The 19012-nt window shown below is 32.5% G+C and carries 18 protein-coding genes; 15 read left to right on the top strand and 3 right to left on the bottom strand.

What is annotated here, in order from left to right; genetic code table 11:
- Positions 1–65: 65 nt before the first annotated feature.
- From alaS to X927_RS08905, 9 genes are all read left to right on the top strand, one after another.
- Positions 66–2696 (top strand): alanine--tRNA ligase, encoded by a 2631-nt coding sequence (gene alaS, locus X927_RS08945; RefSeq protein WP_103077727.1) that lies wholly within the window; start codon positions 66–68, stop codon positions 2694–2696.
- Entirely contained in the window at positions 2693–3502 is an 810-nt protein-coding gene (locus X927_RS08940; RefSeq protein WP_103077726.1) for a patatin-like phospholipase family protein, read from the top strand. The genes alaS and X927_RS08940 overlap by 4 nt, the downstream gene beginning before the upstream one ends.
- A complete protein-coding gene (locus X927_RS08935) occupies positions 3499–4137 on the top strand; it encodes a hypothetical protein (RefSeq protein WP_103077725.1) in 639 nt (212 codons plus the stop codon). The genes X927_RS08940 and X927_RS08935 overlap by 4 nt, the downstream gene beginning before the upstream one ends.
- A 13-nt stretch (positions 4138–4150) precedes the next feature.
- The gene (locus tag X927_RS08930; RefSeq protein ID WP_103077724.1) at positions 4151–5299 is read left to right on the top strand and encodes a type II secretion system F family protein; all 1149 of its coding nucleotides are present in this window, start codon (positions 4151–4153) and stop codon (positions 5297–5299) included.
- The gene (locus X927_RS08925; RefSeq protein ID WP_103077723.1) at positions 5277–5705 is read left to right on the top strand and encodes a hypothetical protein; all 429 of its coding nucleotides are present in this window, start codon (positions 5277–5279) and stop codon (positions 5703–5705) included. Before X927_RS08930 ends, X927_RS08925 begins: the two co-directional genes overlap by 23 nt.
- A gap of 28 nt (positions 5706–5733) precedes the next feature.
- Positions 5734–6183: a hypothetical protein gene (locus X927_RS08920; protein ID WP_103077722.1), complete on the top strand. Its 450-nt coding sequence runs from the start codon at positions 5734–5736 to the stop codon at positions 6181–6183.
- Positions 6164–6574: a hypothetical protein gene (locus X927_RS08915; RefSeq protein WP_103077721.1), complete on the top strand. Its 411-nt coding sequence runs from the start codon at positions 6164–6166 to the stop codon at positions 6572–6574. The genes X927_RS08920 and X927_RS08915 overlap by 20 nt, the downstream gene beginning before the upstream one ends.
- Complete coding sequence (locus X927_RS08910; protein WP_103077720.1) at positions 6571–7152, top strand: hypothetical protein; 582 nt, start codon at positions 6571–6573, stop codon at positions 7150–7152. Before X927_RS08915 ends, X927_RS08910 begins: the two co-directional genes overlap by 4 nt.
- A gap of 231 nt (positions 7153–7383) precedes the next feature.
- Entirely contained in the window at positions 7384–8379 is a 996-nt protein-coding gene (locus tag X927_RS08905; RefSeq protein ID WP_103077719.1) for an Rpn family recombination-promoting nuclease/putative transposase, read from the top strand.
- A gap of 50 nt (positions 8380–8429) precedes the next feature.
- On the opposite strand, the gene X927_RS08900 is transcribed toward X927_RS08905, so the two are convergent.
- Positions 8430–10544, bottom strand: a complete 2115-nt coding sequence (locus X927_RS08900; protein ID WP_103077718.1) for a YcdB/YcdC domain-containing protein — start codon at positions 10542–10544, stop codon at positions 8430–8432.
- 1066 nt (positions 10545–11610) lie between these two features.
- On the opposite strand from X927_RS08900, the gene X927_RS08895 reads away from it, so the two are divergent.
- From X927_RS08895 to X927_RS08880, 4 genes are all read left to right on the top strand, one after another.
- A complete protein-coding gene (locus X927_RS08895; protein WP_103077717.1) occupies positions 11611–11907 on the top strand; it encodes an LVIVD repeat-containing protein in 297 nt (98 codons plus the stop codon).
- Between the two features lie 201 nt (positions 11908–12108).
- Positions 12109–12342, top strand: coding sequence for a hypothetical protein (locus X927_RS08890; RefSeq protein ID WP_211287857.1), 234 nt, complete (start codon positions 12109–12111; stop codon positions 12340–12342).
- Positions 12343–12804: 462 nt separating this feature from the next.
- Complete coding sequence (locus X927_RS08885; protein WP_245855523.1) at positions 12805–13668, top strand: ABC transporter ATP-binding protein; 864 nt, start codon at positions 12805–12807, stop codon at positions 13666–13668.
- Positions 13665–14471: an ABC transporter permease subunit gene (locus X927_RS08880; protein ID WP_103077715.1), complete on the top strand. Its 807-nt coding sequence runs from the start codon at positions 13665–13667 to the stop codon at positions 14469–14471. Before X927_RS08885 ends, X927_RS08880 begins: the two co-directional genes overlap by 4 nt.
- A 5-nt stretch (positions 14472–14476) precedes the next feature.
- Here X927_RS08880 and X927_RS08875 read toward each other — a convergent pair whose 3' ends face one another.
- The gene (locus X927_RS08875) at positions 14477–14908 is read right to left on the bottom strand and encodes a helix-turn-helix domain-containing protein (RefSeq protein ID WP_103077714.1); all 432 of its coding nucleotides are present in this window, start codon (positions 14906–14908) and stop codon (positions 14477–14479) included.
- Positions 14908–15306, bottom strand: a complete 399-nt coding sequence (locus X927_RS08870; protein ID WP_169925216.1) for a transposase — start codon at positions 15304–15306, stop codon at positions 14908–14910. Before X927_RS08870 ends, X927_RS08875 begins: the two co-directional genes overlap by 1 nt.
- A gap of 235 nt (positions 15307–15541) precedes the next feature.
- Here X927_RS08870 and X927_RS08865 point away from each other — a divergent pair, with 235 nt between their 5' ends.
- Both X927_RS08865 and X927_RS08860 read left to right on the top strand, forming a co-directional pair.
- Positions 15542–16612: an aldose epimerase family protein gene (locus X927_RS08865; RefSeq protein ID WP_103077712.1), complete on the top strand. Its 1071-nt coding sequence runs from the start codon at positions 15542–15544 to the stop codon at positions 16610–16612.
- 57 nt (positions 16613–16669) lie between these two features.
- Positions 16670–18832, top strand: a complete 2163-nt coding sequence (locus X927_RS08860) for a Tex family protein (protein ID WP_103077711.1) — start codon at positions 16670–16672, stop codon at positions 18830–18832.
- Positions 18833–19012: the final 180 nt, after the last annotated feature.

The following is a 19012-nucleotide window of genomic DNA, read 5'->3' as shown; positions in this document are numbered from 1 at the left end:
TACTGACAGAAGTTTTAGAGTTTTCAAAGAAAGAATAATTTGAAAAAAATTAGGAGGATTTTTATATGAAATATTTTACCTCTGAAGAAATCAGAGAAAGGTTTTTGTGTTTTTTTGAAAAAAAAGGACACAAAAGGCTACCTAGTTCTTCTTTGATTCCCAATGATCCTCAATTGTTGTTTACGGTGGCTGGAATGGTCCCTTTTAAACCAATCTTTTGGGGAAAAGTTGAACCCACTTATACGAGAATCACCACATGTCAAAAATGTTTAAGGACGAATGATATAGAAAATGTAGGAAAAACCCCCAGACATCACACCTTTTTTGAGATGTTGGGGAATTTTTCTTTTGGGGATTATTTCAAAAAAGAGGCTATAAAATGGGCTTGGAAATTTTTAACAGAAGAATTGGAACTTCCAGCCGAAAAATTATGGGCTTCTGTGTATGAAACCGATGACGAGGCTTTTAATATTTGGAAAGATGATATCAAAATACCTGAAAATAAAATACTTAGATTCGGTAAAGAAGAAAACTGGTGGGGACCTGCAGGTCCAACCGGCCCATGTGGTCCTTGTTCAGAAATATACTTTGACACAGGGTATACCGAAAACTGCCCTGATCAAGAAAACTGTACTCCTGCATGCGATTGTGGGCGTTTTGTCGAGATTTGGAACATAGTTTTCACTGAATATTATTCCGATGAAAACGGAAACCTTTCTCCTTTACCAAGAAAAAACATTGATACTGGTGCGGGTTTTGAAAGAATCTGTGCAGTTACTCAAGGTAAATATGATAATTTTGACTCTGATTTATTCAAGGAAACAATAGAAGAAATACAACGAATCTTTGGTGTAAAATTCAGAGAAAATAAAAGTAAAGATGTATCAATAAAAGTAATAGCCGATCATTCAAGGGCGATTGCCTTTCTAATATCTGAAGGAATTATACCATCAAATGAAGGAAGAGGCTACGTTTTAAGAAGATTAATAAGAAGGGCCGTACGACATGGAACCTTGTTAGGAGCAAAAGGTCCATTTTTAAACAGTATTCTTGAAACAGTGATTAAAAAAATGGGTAAAATCTATCCTGAACTTATCGAAAAAGAAGATTTAATTAAAGATATTTCATCTATGGAAGAAGAAAAGTTTTTTGAAACGATGGAAAAAGGGATGGAAAGATTAAACAACATAATTCAAAACTTAAACAACGAAGCCACATTATCTGGAAAAATCGCTTTCGAACTTTACGATACATACGGATTTCCTTTGGATCTCACAAAAGAGATATTATCCGAAAAAGGGATAGAAGTTGATGAAAAAGAATTCACAGAACTGATGAACAAACAAAGAGAGATGGCAAGAGCAGCTTCGGGTAAAGTGGAGTATGATACAACTAAACAAATTTACAAAGAAATCGATAAATTTTTGACTCCAACTGAATTTATTGGTTATGATAAACTAAGTTCGACCGAAGAAGTTCAGCTTATACTCAAAGGAGACAGTATTGTCCAACAAGCTCAAGAAGGTGAAGAAATTGAACTATTTTTCTCAAAAACACCTTTTTATGCAGAAAGGGGAGGGCAAGTCTCTGATAAGGGTATTATCTACAATGAATCATTCGAAGCTGAAGTTATACATGTCAAACCTATAAGAAATGAGATAATATCTCACCTAGTAAAAGTAAAAAAAGGTAGTATAAAAAACGGAGAAAGAGTATTTCTAAAAGTTGATGAAAAAAAGAGAAAAGCCACAGAGAAAAACCACACAGCAACACATCTTTTACATTCTGCACTAAGAAAAGTAATTGGAGAACATATAAGGCAGGCTGGTTCATATGTGGCTCCGGAAAGATTAAGATTCGATTTCACACATTATGAACCTTTGACCCAAGATCAAATAAAGCAAATCGAATACCTTGTAAACGAACAAATACAAAAAGCTATCCCTGTTAACATATACCTAAAAAGCTTAGAAGAGGCAAAAAATATGGATGTTATAGCCTTATTTGAAGAAAAATACGGTGAAGTGGTAAGAATTGTGGAAATTGACGATTTCTCAAGAGAGCTCTGTGGAGGCACACATGTTTCGAATACAGGAGAAATAGGTCTATTCAAAATTCTGGAAGAATCTTCCATTTCTTCAGGAGTTAGAAGAATAGAAGCTATTACTGGTTTTGAAAGTCTTAACTATGTTACAGAAATGGAAAGTATTATCACTAATTTATCTAAAATGTTAGACTCATCAAGTGACCAGATACCTGATAAAATCGAAACCATCCTAAAAACTATCAAAAATCAAGAAAAAGAAATTAAACAACTTCAATTTCAATTAGCCACAAAAAATATAGAAAGATTAGCCCAAACTCCACAAATCATTGAAGGCGAAAAGGTGGTAGCAGCTCAATTAGAAAACTTAGAAAAAGACGTTCATGCCAACACAGCCGATATCCTACTTCAAAAGTTGGGTAGAGGCGTTGTGATCCTTTTCAACAAGAGTAACAACGATCAAGTAAGTTTGGTAGTAAAGGTATCGAAAGACATTTCTAAAAAATTCCATGCGGGAAACATTGCAAGAAAAATAGCCTCCTATTTAGGTGGTGGTGGAGGCGGTGGACCAACTTTCGCACAAGCCGGTGGGAAATATGTTAATAAGGTAAAAGAAGTGATAGAACACATAAATGATTTTATGGGGGTTTGAGATTGCTTGCTGTTGCCTTATCTGGAGGCGGGGCTAAAGGTGCTGCCCACGTTGGGGCACTTTTAGAACTTGAAAAAATGGGGATCAAATTTGATATCGTTGTTGGTACAAGTATTGGCGCACTCGTAGGTGCTGGGTATGCCATTTTAGGTAACTCCAACTTACTATATGAATACGCTTTAAGGTTACAAAAAGCTCCTTTTATAAAAAAAGCACCTACGTCGCGCAAAATACCTTCTATTTTGACGTGCATAGGTGCAAACTTACTACCATCGACTTTACCTTCTTTTCTTTATTTTTACATATTAAAAAAGGTATTTAAAGATATTACCTTTGAAGATTTGAAAATTAAATTCTATTGTACCGCCGTAAAAATGGAAAGTGAAGCTTTAGTAATTTTCAATGAAGGACCTTTGTTCCCTGCTTTAAAGGCTAGTATGGCGATGCCTGGTGCATTCAGGCCCGTTAAAATAAACGGTAGCAAATACATAGATGGTGGAACTCTGGAAAAGCTACCTATCCTAACGGCTAAAAAAGTTGGTGCGGATAAAATTATCGCCCTAAAACTCTTATCAAAGAAGATAAAATACGAGGAAATAAAAAATGCCTCCCAAGCTTTTGATAGGATGGATTCAATAAGAGAAAATATATACGATAATTTAACAAAAAAGTTTGCCAACGTACTTATCGAATTACCCACAGAAGACTTTAATACTTTAGATTTCACACAAACACAAGCCTTAATAGATACTGGGAGAAAAGCTGTTTTAGAAAAAAAGGAAGAAATCTTGGAGAAAATACTATGATTTTTGTAAGCGGAGGATTTGGATGGCAAGGAATTAAAGCAGCTGAAAATTTGAAAGATTTAGATCTATCCAGTTATGATAAAATCATCACCAACGGTATCACAGGATTTTGTATCGCCTGTTTCCAACTCAAGAAAGAAAAAATTCTTCAACAAAGTATAAAAAGCTTAGAACCCTACTTGAACACAATAGACAAAGATTACATTTTTTTTGGAAACATAAAGAATTGTCTCAAACTTTCTTCAAATTTAGGCAAGTACAAATATCAATTAAAAGAAGACGCCAATTTAAATATTCCTTTAGAGATCGAACTGATAAATTTAAAAACCGAAGAAATAACTACTAAAAAGATCGGGACCATTCAAGAAAGTTTTTTCTATTCTACCCTCTTACCTGGTATTAGGCCACCATTTCAAGGATGGTACAATACCGCTTCCTTTTCAAGAACACCTTGCTACTCATTATTAAAGTATAAAGGTGAAAAAATAGAAATATATGATTCACCATATAATTATCATAAATCTTCAACCATACAAAGGTTATACAAATCCATTCAAGTTATGAGAAGCAGATACTTTTACGAATTAGTCATGGATGAAATCAAAACAAGAAATAAGGTAAATTTCAAAGGATAAAAGAAGGGAAAAGATGAAAAAACTTTACAAGGTGGAAGTAGAGGAAAGATCATCAAATAAAAGATACGAATGTCTATTACTTTTAAAAAATAAAGAAGAAATTTACACTCTTCTGTCTAATCTCAATATCATAGTTATCAACATCAATGTTGATAACTTTTATTTCAACAGTAAAAAATTCAATATCGATCAAATGATCAGCCTTGTTGATAATTTGTATCTCCTTGTAAACTCGGGTTTAACTGTCCTTGAAGCTATGGAATTTTTAGTTTTCAACGAACAGGTTGATAAGTTCATAAGAGGTGTAATTTCCAAGGGCTACTTCTTAGTCAAAAAAGGATTAGACTACAAAACAGCATTTAATTTTCCAGAAATAGATAGCTACTTTAGGTATACCATAAACATCTCAAAGACAACGCTAATTTTAAGAAAAAACTTATCCAATCTAAAAAATTACTATAACAATATGAAACTCTCCAAGTCTACCGCCGAAAAATCATTAATATATCCTCTCCTCATTCTTTCATCAATTTTAGTTTTGCTTTTTCTTCTAAATTTTTGGGTTATTCCACAGTTTTCTTCACTTTTAGGATACGACATTAATCTCAACTTATCAACTTACATGTTGATAAGTTTGTTGATATTTTTCTTCTTAGGGTTGATAACTTTCTGGATAGGCAAGGGAAACGACATTATTTGGACAAAGATTCCGTTTTTAAAGTTTTTGTACAAGAATTACATACTTCATGAATTCACAAGGAACGTTAACTTACTTTTAAAAAGTGGTCTCACAATATACAACGCCTTAGAAATAGTTCTCTCTAATACGAATTCACAGTATATATCATCCACTTTCTTAACAGCCTATTTGGATATAGAAAAAGGGAAAGATCTTACCGAGGTTTTTTCAAAAATCAAAGATGTTAAAGAATTTTCTTTAACAATGAGCGTCTCAAAGAGGAAAGGGAATTATAAAGAGGTATTTGACTTTTTAGAAAACTATTATTATTCCTCTTTTAAAACCGCGTCGGATAAAATTATGAAAATGATCGAACCTGTGCTTATAATATTTTTATCTGTTATAATTTTGAGTTTGGCATTTGAAATTTATTCCAATGTCTACTTAGGGGGGATAAAATTTGAAATGGGTGGCACATTCTAAATCTCATAAAGAAGGTTTTCTACTTATGGAAGTGCTTGTTTCCTTGGGTATCGAATTAATCTTGTTCTCGTCGATAGTTTTTTTCACTGTATATCCACTTCAAAGATATTTTTCATCTCTTACCGAAAGATTCATAGCTTCAGAGGTGGTGTATAAAACACGAAGTGCATCAACACATTACGGAGAAGATAACAACTTAAATGGGATCTTTCATTCTCAAATAGTACAAGGGGGATTAAAAATTGTGACTTATGATATAAGATTCAGAATAGAAGGTCCAACTAGCCAAAATCTATTATGGAGTTTCGGAAAAATAGTAGGAGGAAGGGGAGGCAGAATTGTAAACAGCGAAGGGAAAACCATATTTAACGTTGTTCCAGTTACGGGAGCACTCACCAATCCATGATCTATTTTCAAGACTTTGGGAGATTATTATGATTAAGCTCAAATACAAAGGGAAAAAAGTATGTATAAACCATATAGACTGTTTTATTAAACCATTTGAAAACGAATTTCAACTGAGAAAAATATACTTCCAAGAAATAACTGATAAAAAAATTACTTTTAAAAAGATACATTCTTCTGATAAAGAATATTTTTTAGTAGTCGATGCTAGTGATTATAAAAAATCAAAAAGATCTTTATTCTTTGACAGTATTATACCGGTTCAATCCATTCTTTTGAAAAAAGTCTTGGAATTCAAAGAAGGCAGATATGTTCTGGGTACAGATTTTTACAATTATGAGTTCATTAGAAACACAGAATTCGCATTTTCAGGATTAATAGTTGACGAAAAACCAACATACTTTTTTGATAACCAAGAATTGAAGGAATTAGCAATAAAATATTTGGAGGATAAAAGAATTGTTCCTGTTAGAATCTAACGTTAGAAAACTTCTGAAATACACACTAATAACAACAATAATTTTACTTTTTGTTCTTCTAGTGGTTGAAAGTTATGGCAAATATCAAGAATATCTGAATATCAAAAGGATGCAAAAAAACTTAAATTATACTTACAACAACTATCTTTACAAAGTTGCCAACCAAAGAACTGATATAGGTGAATTTTTTGATTTCTTAACAGATAACAATTTTTATTTAATAGAATTCAATTACTCTTTAGCTAATGGACTATCTGCAAAAGTTGCAACCTTTATGGAACCTACTCAAAAAATAAAGAGTAAATATTCCATATCTGAAGTCACCAAAATCAATATGGGATCAAAATATTATGTGGTTCTTGAAATTAAAGAACAAGGAGTCAACCCATGAAACATTATCTATTCATTATTCTTTTGTTGATTATAACTTTAGTTTACATAAAAAATTATGAAATTGAATCACCGAACCTAAAATTCTCTCTCCATACCGTTTCAGAAGTAGAAAGCAACTTCTCATCAGAATCTCTACAAAAAGAGTTAGAAAATATTTTAACATCAGACCTCCTGGTGGAAAATATGACTATAAAAAGAAATAACGATTCTTTTCTTGAACTAGGGCATAATTTTGACATCTCAGTATCCTTTTCATACCCTAATTTTGAGTATACCTCTAAGGATGTTAAAGATAATAAATTTTATATGAAAAGCTCAAACATTTTCGAACCTTTAAAAATTGACTTATTAGATCTATGGTCACAAAAAGATAACTTGCCTAAATATCAAAAAGAAGGGGTGGAATTCTCGGGTTTTTTCATAGATTCAGAAGGAAGAAATACGGGGTTTGTTTATTTCTTCGATGAACTTATAAAGCTTTCCGCTGGCGATAAATTGGGAGAAGATTTAATATTGGCAATTTTTAATGACGGAATTTTAATTCTAACTCAGGATAGAGAACTACTTGTTCTCTAGTAAATTCCAATTTCTCTAATTTTCTCATCTCCACTAATAGTATCTGCAAGAAATATTAACTTAACGTAAATTTTTATTTTCTCTTTCGTTATTTTTTATCCCTCAGAATATTCAGATTTCTTCAATCTTTTGCTTACGTATAATATGAACTAATGCGAGTTTTATGGATTTCTCAAAATATGGTATAATTAAGTTGAATAAACCAAATCTAACAAAAAAGAGAGGCAAAATATGAATGAATTAGTGCACAATCCTCACGATCGATTCTTCAAATGGATTTTCAGTGACAAAAAGATAGCTCGAGACTTCTTACAAAATTATCTACCTCAAGAAGCTGTAGAAATAGTAGACCTAGATTATTTAACTCCTGAAAACAACAGTCATGTAGATGAAAAACTTAAAGAAAGCCTCTCGGATATGTTGTACAAAACAAAAATAAATGGACTAGATGGATACATATACATTCTGATGGAACATAAAAGCTACATTGAAGGTAAAGTAATCTTTCAACTGTTGAGATACATTACGAGCATATGGGAAGAAAAATACGATCCCAAAACAAAAAAGGTACCGATAATAATACCAATAGTAATATACCATGGAAGAGAAGTATGGAACGTAGAAACGAACTTATCAAATATGGTACAAGGGATAGAAGATTTACCAGATGAACTAAAAACATACTTACCGACATATCGATATGAAATATGTGATTTCTCAATCAAAGGGAAAAAAAGGATAATAGGATTAACAGCGACGAAAGTTGCATTAGAAGCAATGAGAGCAGGAACGGCAATGACCAAAGAAGAATTTAAAGAAAGATTAGCAAGGGTATTTGAATACATAAAACAACTACCAGAAGAACAGGTACATGAATGGTTTGAAGGATGCATGATCTACTTATTAAACGTAAGGGAAGATGTAACGATAGAGGAGATATTAAAAGTACAAAAAGAAATAATGCCTGGAAGGGGTGAGATAGTAATGACGATAGCCGAAAAGTTGAGAAACGAAGGAAAATTAGAAGGTAAATTGGAAGGTAAAGTTGAAGGGAAACTTGAAGAAAGAAAAGAATTTGAAATTAGATTACTAAGCAAAAGATTTGGTAACCAACTAACTGAAGAAATAAAAGACAAGATAAGAAAAGCAGATGAAAAAACGATAGATTACATAGGAGACAATTTATTAGAAATTACAATAGAAGAACTAAAAGAGTTGTTGAAATAAACTGGGTAGGAGGTAGATAATTAATCAATCTACCTCCTACCCAGTTGTGGTTACATATTTTTCATGGCATTATATACTATAGCGCAGAAATCAGAGAATGTCAGCAAATGGTGGGGTTTGAATTCTCCTTCTTTTACATCCATTACCTCTAACGCGGTTACTATCGCTATACTGTTTTTAACTTCCTTATCAAGGTCATTGATATCTTTTGCCGGTAATATAAAGTATATATCCGAATCTATGAGTTTATCATAACCCGCAGCTCTCGAAAGCCAAAGGGCAATTTGGGCTCTTGTAACGGCATCGGATGATTTTACATCCTCTTTTATCACACCTTGTTTCATTAAAGCTTTCAAGGCGATTCCTTCAGGCGTGGTTTCTACAGCCCCTTCCTCTGTTCTGGACTGTGGCATCAGATAATAATTTGGGGTAAATGCCTTGGAGAGTATTAATGCAGCCAGACCTACCGTCACATTTTCACCAACCTCCGGTACCGGCTGAGGCATAATACCCGTATCAATGAAAATCTTTAAGATCCTCTCGTTCTTATCTCCAGTTACTGCAGTATAAGGGTCGAACTTTCCCATTGGAATAGGCAAGGTCGATCCATCATATCCTACAAACTCACCCGTCTTGGCGTCTACCCCAAACCCTTGGATATCAGAGAGCTGATAAACAGGAATCGGTTCCCCCACCGGATCTCCTGAATACTGATCTCTCGGTAAAACAAAGGAGAGCTGAAGTTTTTGATACTGAGACAGCTTTGCCTTGGCTTCTTCAATGGTAATAATTCCAGTGGTATCGATTTTCTCAATGTCACTGTAATTAATATTAAATCGAATTACCTTACCCTCGTTATCAATATTGACATTAACCGTATTAACGGGGTATAAGACTCCCTCCTGATACATGATGAAGTTTACTGTGTAGTTGTAATCTTTCCCAGACACAATCAGCATGTTTTCAAAAGGAAGCATTACCTTTGATAAATAATCCTTTGCAGTTTCTACTGCTTTTTCTATTCCTATACCATTATCGACATCAGGGAAAGTCGGCTGATTTAGCCATTCGCCATAATTAAGGCTTATTATCTTCCCCGTCTCCAGCTCAATTACTGAATTAAAATTGATGTTGCTATCTTTATCCCCATGATCAGCAAAAATATTATATACCTTTATATTTTGATCGTTATAGTTTTCATTTATATTGATGTTTAGAGCGAATTCTTCCGGATCATTACCCATGCTCTTCAGATATTCTTCCACAAAATCCTTTGCTTTCTTTTCATTCATCTTCCCTAGGGGAAACATTTTATTCACATTGGTTACCTTATACTCTTCCCTTTCGCCCATCTCAAAAGTCTGACCAGTGTAGTTTACTGGCTCTCCAGTTCTAGCATTAATCCCCATGGGTAAAGGATATAAGCCAGCTCTGTTGGCAGAAGCATACAAGAGCTTATTTTCGGGAGGGAAGTTCTCTCTCCATATCTGCTTCTGCACAAGAAAAGTACCCATTATCTGATCCATTTTCTCTAAAGCTTCATCTTCACTCAGTAACCCATTGATGTCAACCTTAGATATGTCTGTCCAGTTAATGTAATAATTTGATAGCTTTCCGGTTGAGGCATCAATACTTATATCTATCCCTTGGTTGATATCTATTCCGTCATTGATACCACTTAGCTGTTCAATGTTTCTCTTGAAATGATAGGTATAATTTGACTGACCGTTTTTATAATTATAAAAATCATATTGAAAATCAGGATCTTTGTCTATCTGGTCATACTTGTCGGGTGCATACCTTTTTATGAAATTTAAAGCATTGTCTTTGAGCTCATCCCTCGTGTAGTTTGGCACATTGTTATCTTCGCTGCCCGGATAATAATTTTTGTAGTACCTATAGTTCACAAGTTCACCGGTGGAGGCATCCACCATAGCATTGACAGTGATTTCTTCATCCCAATAGCGAATATTCCAAGCCTGAGATGGTATATCGTACCTATAACTCAGCTCGGCACTAAACTTTGCTGCATCGATACCTGAGATCTCTGATACTAAATTTTTAGCCTTCTGGGAAGAATAAGTCGGCTCGACAGCAAAGACCCCCACTGCCGACATGCTTATGAACATAACAGTTGTAAGAACAACTGATAAAATCTTTTTCATTGTCTGCCACCTCGTATTTGTATTCAGTCCGAAAGAGGTCTAAGAAAATAAATCTTCTCGTGAATAAATTATACGACATTCAACTAACAAAAAGCAAATCAGTTTCAACAACATAATTACTATCTAGCCATTACACTATTTCGATTGCAATTAATTATGATCTAATATGGTTTAAAAACATTCACAAAATCCACTTGCATTTCAAAGAATTTTTTTCTTCCCAATAGTAGTATCTGCAAAAAAATCAAAAAAAATAAATTTTCAAAAAACAAAAAATCCTCTAGGGACGATATGCATCAAAAAAAATGAATCCTTAAGGGGCGGTGGGCGGGAATAGATAATCAAATAAGCTTCATAAATCGAAAGCAATTTAAAGACAAAGCTTCCAAAAAACTTATCAAAAGACTTTTTTACCTTAGACTGCAAATTTTTATTTCTCCCTACAAAATGAGAAAAAATATATTATATATTTTTATATATTTATATTAATAACATAAAACCTTATAGGGTGTCCCAAAAATTGACCCACTAAGGATGGTGAAGGGCAACATAAAAAAAGAAATCCTTAAAGGGCAGCGGTCACCATAATGGGCAGACAAAAACAAAAAAATCCTCTGAGGGTGGTGGGCGGGAATAGATAATAAGAAAAATAAAATATGAACAAATGATTAAATAATTTGGTATCATTTAGAGGAAGAACATAAAATAGTGATATTAGCTAAGAAAAGAACAACATAAATTCTCGAAACAGATAGTAATATAACAAAGCCAGCTTAGTTAACGAAGATATTATTTGACAATTCCACGTGATTAAATGTATTAAGTGAATGGTTTTATTATGTGAGATTCACTAAGAAAAAGGATAACATCATTTTCGTGAGAGAATCGAAAAAACTATCTTTCAAAAAAAGGGTTGAAAGAGGTGAAAAAAGTAAGAATATTCTTATTGGTAGTGGGGTTATTTTTAACATCTTTGTGCTTAGCACAATCAGAAAACATAATAGTTGCCGTATGAACAGAAGGGCTAGATATATTTGATGTAAGTAATTCAACAAATCCTGTACATTTGTCGCATCTGAATTTAGAAGATGGAGCAAATGATGTTTATTTAGAAGATAATTATGCTTATGTAGCAGATTCAGATAATGGCTTGACGATAGTAGACGTGAGTAATCCTATAGAACCAAAGGTTGTTGGGCATTACTTCACAGGTTGGGCAGAAAGTGTTTATATAAAAGATAATTACGCTTACGCGGCAAATTATTTGAATGGCTTGGTTATATTAGACGTAAGCAATTCTGAAAATCCTACTCTCGTGGCTGATATGTTGTGGCTTTCACTTTATGGTATTAGTGGCAATTGATTTTTTATAACATGTGTCAAATTTTTATAAAAAATAAAATGAGTAATTAATAAACTGAAATACTATCCCCAAAGTTTTTGACTTTTCCCTAGTTATTGTGGATAAGTTTTTAAAAAATAAGCGGTAACAGGATCGCTATTAGGGTTCTCTGATAGTTATGTATGGGAAGAGTACATAAACAAGTTGAAAGAGGTGATACGAATGACAAAGATAGGAGCCTCAATCTTTGAAGAAGGCGTCGAAAAAGGTGAAAGAGAAGGTGAAAGAAAAGGTAAAATTGAATTTGCAATTAAAATATTAAACAAAAGATTTGGTAACCAATTAACAGAAGAGATAAAAGACAAGATAAGAAAAGCGGATGAGAAGACAATAGATTACATAGGAGACAATTTATTAGAAATAACTATAGAAGAACTAAAAGAATTACTGAAATAATTTCTGAAAAAGCGCCCTCCATGGGCGTTTTTTAATTAAAAATTTTTTACTAGCTTTAATAAACTTTTCTCTTTCCTGAGTTTGACAGTTACACAAATGTAAGAATTCTAAAACAGGCATGAATAAATAAAAAAAGTGTTTTTTGCTTTCTCTATTTTTCAAAAGTGTCACTACATGTCTTTCTTTTCTTTTGTTTATGAGGGTTTACACAGTAATTTAATTGAATCTTTTCTTTTTACACTTATTCCTTTTTACCAAACGCCTTCCAATCTTTGATTAACTAACCTTTTCGATTAGTAAGATCAATATAAAATATTAATCTTCAAAGGAATGTTCCCCTCTCTATTTTTATATTCTGGAAACATAATTTTTTATATTCTGACAATATAACTTTGTTAAAATTTATATTAATTATATACAATTAATTTAATTCAAAGTGAGGGGGTACCCGATTTGATAAAAGTGGAGAATATCAAAAAATACTATGGAAAATACCTCGGAGTAGAGGACATTAGCTTTAAAATAAAAAAAGGAGAAATATACGGCCTTATAGGTCCTAATGGTGCTGGGAAAACAACTACTATAAGAGCTATGATGGGTATGATTTCAATTGATGAAGGGCGAATTACAATTGGGGATAAAAACATCCCACACGACCTTAAGCATATAAAAAATAAAATAGGTTACCTCCCTGGAGAAGTCAATTTTTATGAAAATATGAGAGTAAAAGATTTTTTTGATTTTAACGATAGATTTTATAAAAATATTGATAAGAAATATGAAAAAGAGCTAATAGATCTATTAGAACTTGAAACAAACAAAAAGTTCAAAGAACTTTCAATGGGAAACAAGAAAAAAGTTGGAATAATACAAGCCATTGTACACAGACCCGAGTACATAATTTTTGATGAACCTACCAACGGTTTAGACCCTCTTTTGCAGCATAAATTATATAATATTTTAGAAAAAGAAAAAGAAAGAGGTGCCACAATTCTTTTTTCATCACATATTTTATCGGAAGTTGAAAAAATTTGTGATAAAGTAGGGATAGTAAAAAAAGGAAAAATAATAAAAGAAAGTAATATTGAAGAGTTAGCTAAGGTATTTAAAAAAACAATAACGATCTATAAACTCAAAGAAATAAATAAATTCAAAGATTTTGAAATAAAAGAGCAGGCGGATTCTTATATAACTTATTTAGTAAAAAACGATGATTTAAATAGTTTTTTTGAAATTTTATCTAAATGTTCGTATGAAGATATAGAAATAAAAAGACCGTCTCTCGAAGAAATATTTATCGATTATTACAGGAGTGATGAAGAATGAACTTAAATTTATTAAAAAAAGAGCTTAAATTCACTTATAAAAATACAATATTATGGTCATTGTTGTTTGTTTTATTTACGGGTATGTATATACCTATGAGTAATCAAATCCTTTCTCAGTCTAATAATGTATTAGAACTAATTAATAATATGCCCAAATTTTTACTCGAATCTTTCGACTTTAGTGAACAAATATTCACTAAACCAGAAGGTATATTCGGGTCAGAAGGTATGAGTTTTGTTTATTTATTGGGAGCTGTTTTTTCAGCGATGCTTGTAGGGAAAGTTTTTGCAGATGAATATGAAAAAGGAACTATAGAATATTTGAGCGTAAAGCCAATAAGTAGATCTACTTTATACATAACTAAATTCACGAATATAATGATAAATATATTATTTTTAAACATTATTTTTACCATTTCGGTTGTTTCTATGTACGCTATTTTTATGGAATATGAATATAATCCAGAAATATTGTTGGCTTTTGGAATATATTCGCTCACAGTACAAATATTTTTCTCTTCAATTTCTGTGATAATAAGCATACTCACACAAAACAATTCTTCAAACTTGGGTATCTCACTTAGTATACTAATTTTCATGTATTTTGGAGATACTATGGCAAAGACTATAGAGGCAACAAGTTGGATAAAATACTTCAGCATATTTAACTATATTCCTTTGATGGAAACCGTTTTAGAAGAAAAAATCTTTTGGGTAAATTCCTTAATAATTTTGCTAATATCTTTTGGAATATATTATTTTTCTTATTACCTATTCAAAAATAAAGATATTAATGTATGAAATTTTCAATGTTTTGTATATTTTCCAACCAAACCGACTTCGTGTTTCAAGCGTCTCATCTTTTTATGATTGATAATTATACCAAAGTTTTTCCTAAAATACTCACACAGCTTAGTAGAACCTATAGTTTTTTGCTTTGAGACATACATATTGAGATGTTCCTTGATTTTTATCAGTTCGGCGATTACAAATTCATCAGGAACCTTATCGCCATTCACAGTATAGCAAAAACCTCGAGTTTTAGAATTAGAATGCTTTTTCTTTGACAAAGAACTGGTATCCAAGAAGAGTCTTGTCTTATAATAATAAGTTCTAGGGTTCACGTTGAACTCTTCAAAAAGATAAGAAAGAGAAACGCCGTACTCCCGATGTAACCTATTGATATATAGGATATCCAAAATGGGTGTAGATTTTGAATCAACATGTTTATTTTCCATCATTTTCTCTGATTCAAATTTTTTTTTACAAACTCAACTTGTTCTCTAAGAACTCTGATCTCCATATCCTTTTCGATCACCAAATCTTTCAAAGCTTGAAGAGTTTGAGCGAGATCGGGGTATTCCATACAAAGTCGAGAAATCTCATCCAAATCGACACCGGCATTCTCGTAAACCACAGGAGGAACCTTAGAACCACGAGAAACTATGTAATTTTTATTGAAAGAGCCATTGAAAAAGCAAGAATAATTCTCACCAGAATCTCTAAACTTCTTAATCCACTTATAGATATTTCTGGTAGGGATGTTGTAAGTTTTACTAAGTTGAGAACAAGAAACACCTTTTTCGACATGCTCTTTAACAACGTTGGCTTTTAACTCTGGGGGGTAAGACTTCACAAAAATCACCTCTTTTAAGAATATATATTTATTATACTACCACGCCCCTCAAATAAGAAAATGTCATAAGGACCTATCGTAAGCGTTTTCTAATTAAAAATTATCGCTAACTTCAATAAACTTTTCTTTCTTTTCAAAAACACAAATAAGAAAGAGAGGATGGTTTCCTGACAAGGTATCTCCCTATATGATATAATATTATTAGATATTAGAAAAAATAAAAGGGGGATATCGAGTGTCAATTTTAGAACATATTGAAAAAAATCAATGGGGATATACAACAGAAGGCGTTCCAGTAACTCTATTCACATTAAGAAACGAGAATGGAATCACGGTACAAGTAACAAACTACGGTGCTACTTTGGTTTCTTTGTACTTACCTGACAAAAAGGGAGAACTGGAAGACATAATTTTAGGATTCGATACTGTTTCAGATTACGAAAAACCCAACCCACAGAATCCCTTTTTCGGTGCTACAATAGGGCGACATGCAAATAGAACAAAAAACGGGCAATTCTCACTTGAAGGTAAAAATTACACCTTAGCTCAAAACGATAATTCAAACCATCTTCATGGGGGAATAAAGGGGTTTCAAAAACAGATATTTCAAGCGACAGCTTTTACAACTGTCGAAGGACCTTCTGTTCGGTTCAAACGTTTAAGCCACGATGGTGAAGAAGGTTATCCAGGAAACTTACGTGTAAGCGTTACTTACACATTAACCAACGATAATGAATTAAAGATTTCTTATACCGCAACTACTGATAAAACTACTATTATAAATTTGACAAATCACAGTTATTTTAATTTAGCAGGAGAAGGTAGAGGAAATATTTTTGATCACCAGTTAGAACTTTTTGCTAATCATTATACACCTGTAGATGAAACGTTAATCCCCACCGGAGAAATAAAAAGTGTCAAAAACACACCTTTTGATTTTACAGTCCCAAAAATTCTCGGTGAGGTGCTCAAGGATCTGAAAGATTCTCCGTTAGAAGGAATAGATCATAATTTCGTATTAAACAAAGAAAATAGCAAAATATCCTTAGCTGTAAGGTTGGTTGAACCCACAAGTGGAAGAGTGATGAAGATATACACAACCGAGCCTGGGATTCAAGTATATACAGGTAATTTAGTTGATACATACGGAAAAGAAGGAAAACACTACGGAAAATATTCTGGAATAGCTTTGGAAACACAGCATTTTCCAAACTCTCCAAACCAGAAAAACTTTCCTTCCACAATTTTAAGACCCTCAGAAGTGTACTCTTCAACAACAATTTACAAATTTTCTATCGTGAATTAGAGAAAATTTAGATTTTCTAAAACCAGTAAAATACATTGTTTTATGGAGGTAAAAGTATTGGATATAATCAAAACAATAACAGAGGATCTGAACATAAAACTATTTCAAACTGAAAACACTGTAGAATTATTAAATGAGGGAAACACCGTACCTTTTATCAGCAGGTATCGAAAAGAAAGAACAGGTAATTTAGACGAAGAAAAGATTAGGAGAATAGAAGAGTTATTTAAATATTATCAAAACTTAGAAGCCTACAAAAAAACTGTCTTAAAAAGCATTGAAGAACAAGGCAAATTAACAGATGAGCTAAAAGAAAAGATCATCAACACCAAAAAGATGACTGAATTGGAAGATCTGTATCTTCCTTACAAAAAAAGAAAGAAAACCAATGCTGACAAAGCTATAGAAGCTGGTCTTGAACCTGCAGCAAACAAAGTGTTGTTAGGTAATATCAAATCTTTAGATGAATTAGAAGAATTTGTATCTGAGGAATACGATAATATAGACAAAGTGGTAGAAGGAATTTCTTACATAATAGGTCAAACATTTGCCCATGACAAAGACAATCGGGAAAGTCTCAGAAAGTATTACGAAAAATTCGGTAAGATTCACTCTGAAAAGAAGAAAGAGTTTATCGAAGAAGCCACTAAGTACGATATGTATCACGAATTCACACAAGAAATTTCAAAAATCCCAAATTACAGGGTTTTAGCTTTAAACAGGGGAGAAAAAGAAAAAGTTTTAAATGTAAAATTAATTATTGATGATGAGTGGCTTGATAAAGAAAAATCTAAATACAAAACAGGAAATGAGATCTGCGATGAAATTATATCCAAAGGTTTGAACTATGGTTTCACAAATATGTTAAACCCCTCAATAGAAAGAGAAATAAGACAAAACCTAACAGAAAAAGCAGAAGAAGGGGCGATAGATCTCTTTGCCAAAAATCTCAGGCAATTATTATTAACACCTCCTTTAAAAAACAAAAGGGTCTTAGCAATTGATCCTGGTTTCAGAACGGGGTGTAAAGTTGTGGCATTGGATGAAATGGGAAATTTTCTCGCTAACGAAACGATATTCCCCGTTCCTCCACAAAATGATATAGAAAACTCAGAGAAAATTATGATGGGTTTAATTCAAAAGTATAATATAAATCTGATAGCGATAGGTAACGGAACAGCCTCACGAGAAACTCAACAATTCGTCGTTGACTTAATAAAGAAAAATAAGTTAAATCTTAAGTACATATTCGTCGATGAATCTGGAGCTTCTGTTTATTCCGCTTCTAAGTTGGCAAAAGAAGAGTTCCCAGAATACGATGTAACTGTCCGAGGAGCTATAAGTTTAGGAAGAAGAATACAGGATCCTCTTGCAGAATTCGTAAAAATTGACCCAAAATCTATAGGTGTTGGACAGTATCAACACGATGTCAACCAAAAAAAGTTGAAAGAAAAGCTCGACGCAACTGTGGAAAGCGTGGTTAACCTCGTTGGTGTTAATTTAAACACAGCTTCATATTCTTTATTAGAATACGTTTCAGGAATAACAACTAGCCTTGCAAAGAAAATTGTCCAATACCGTCAAAAGAATGGTTCATTCAATAAAAGAGCCGATCTCTTAAACGTAAAAGGCTTTGGAGAAAAAGCTTTTGAACAAAGTGCAGGATTTTTGAGAATAATAGATGGGGAAAACCCGCTAGAAATAACGGGAATACACCCAGAAAGTTATGAAGCAGCGGAAAAATTAATAAATATACTTGGCTACACCTTGGATGATTTAAAAATCAAAGAAAAATTGGACCCATTAAAATTAAAAGTTTCTCAACTTTTAAACGAAAAAGAAAATCTTAAATCAATATCGAAAGAATTGGAAATTGGTGAATATACATTGATCGATATACTGAAGGAACTTCAAAAGCCCGGCAGAGATCCAAGGGATGAAATGCCTCAACCTCAACTTATGGATGATATTCTAAAATTTGAAGATCTAAAAGAAAGTATGAGATTATCAGGTAAAATAACTAACATTACTGATTTTGGTGCTTTTGTAGATTTGGGAATAAAAGAAAACGGCTTGATCCATAAGTCAAACCTTTCTGAAAGATTTGTAGCTCATCCTACGGATATTGTGCAAATAAACGATATCGTAGAAGTGGAAATAATAAACATTGATAAATCAAGAAGAAGAATTGGTCTAAGATTAGTCAGTATTCAAAGATAAAAACTTTATCTTCATTTTGGGCGTCCTTTTTTATGGACGCTTTTTTATTTCTTTATTTTTTAATAATATCTAACTACTAAGCTTAAAATATATACCTTTATTCTTAACCCAAATCCCAAATAATTTGATAAAATATTAATAAGGATAGCGAATTAATTTTTACATTAAAGGTGATAACGA

The organism is Petrotoga mexicana DSM 14811 (assembly GCF_002895565.1).
GTDB lineage: Bacteria > Thermotogota > Thermotogae > Petrotogales > Petrotogaceae > Petrotoga > Petrotoga mexicana.
This window is presented reverse-complemented; position numbering and strand designations above follow the sequence as displayed.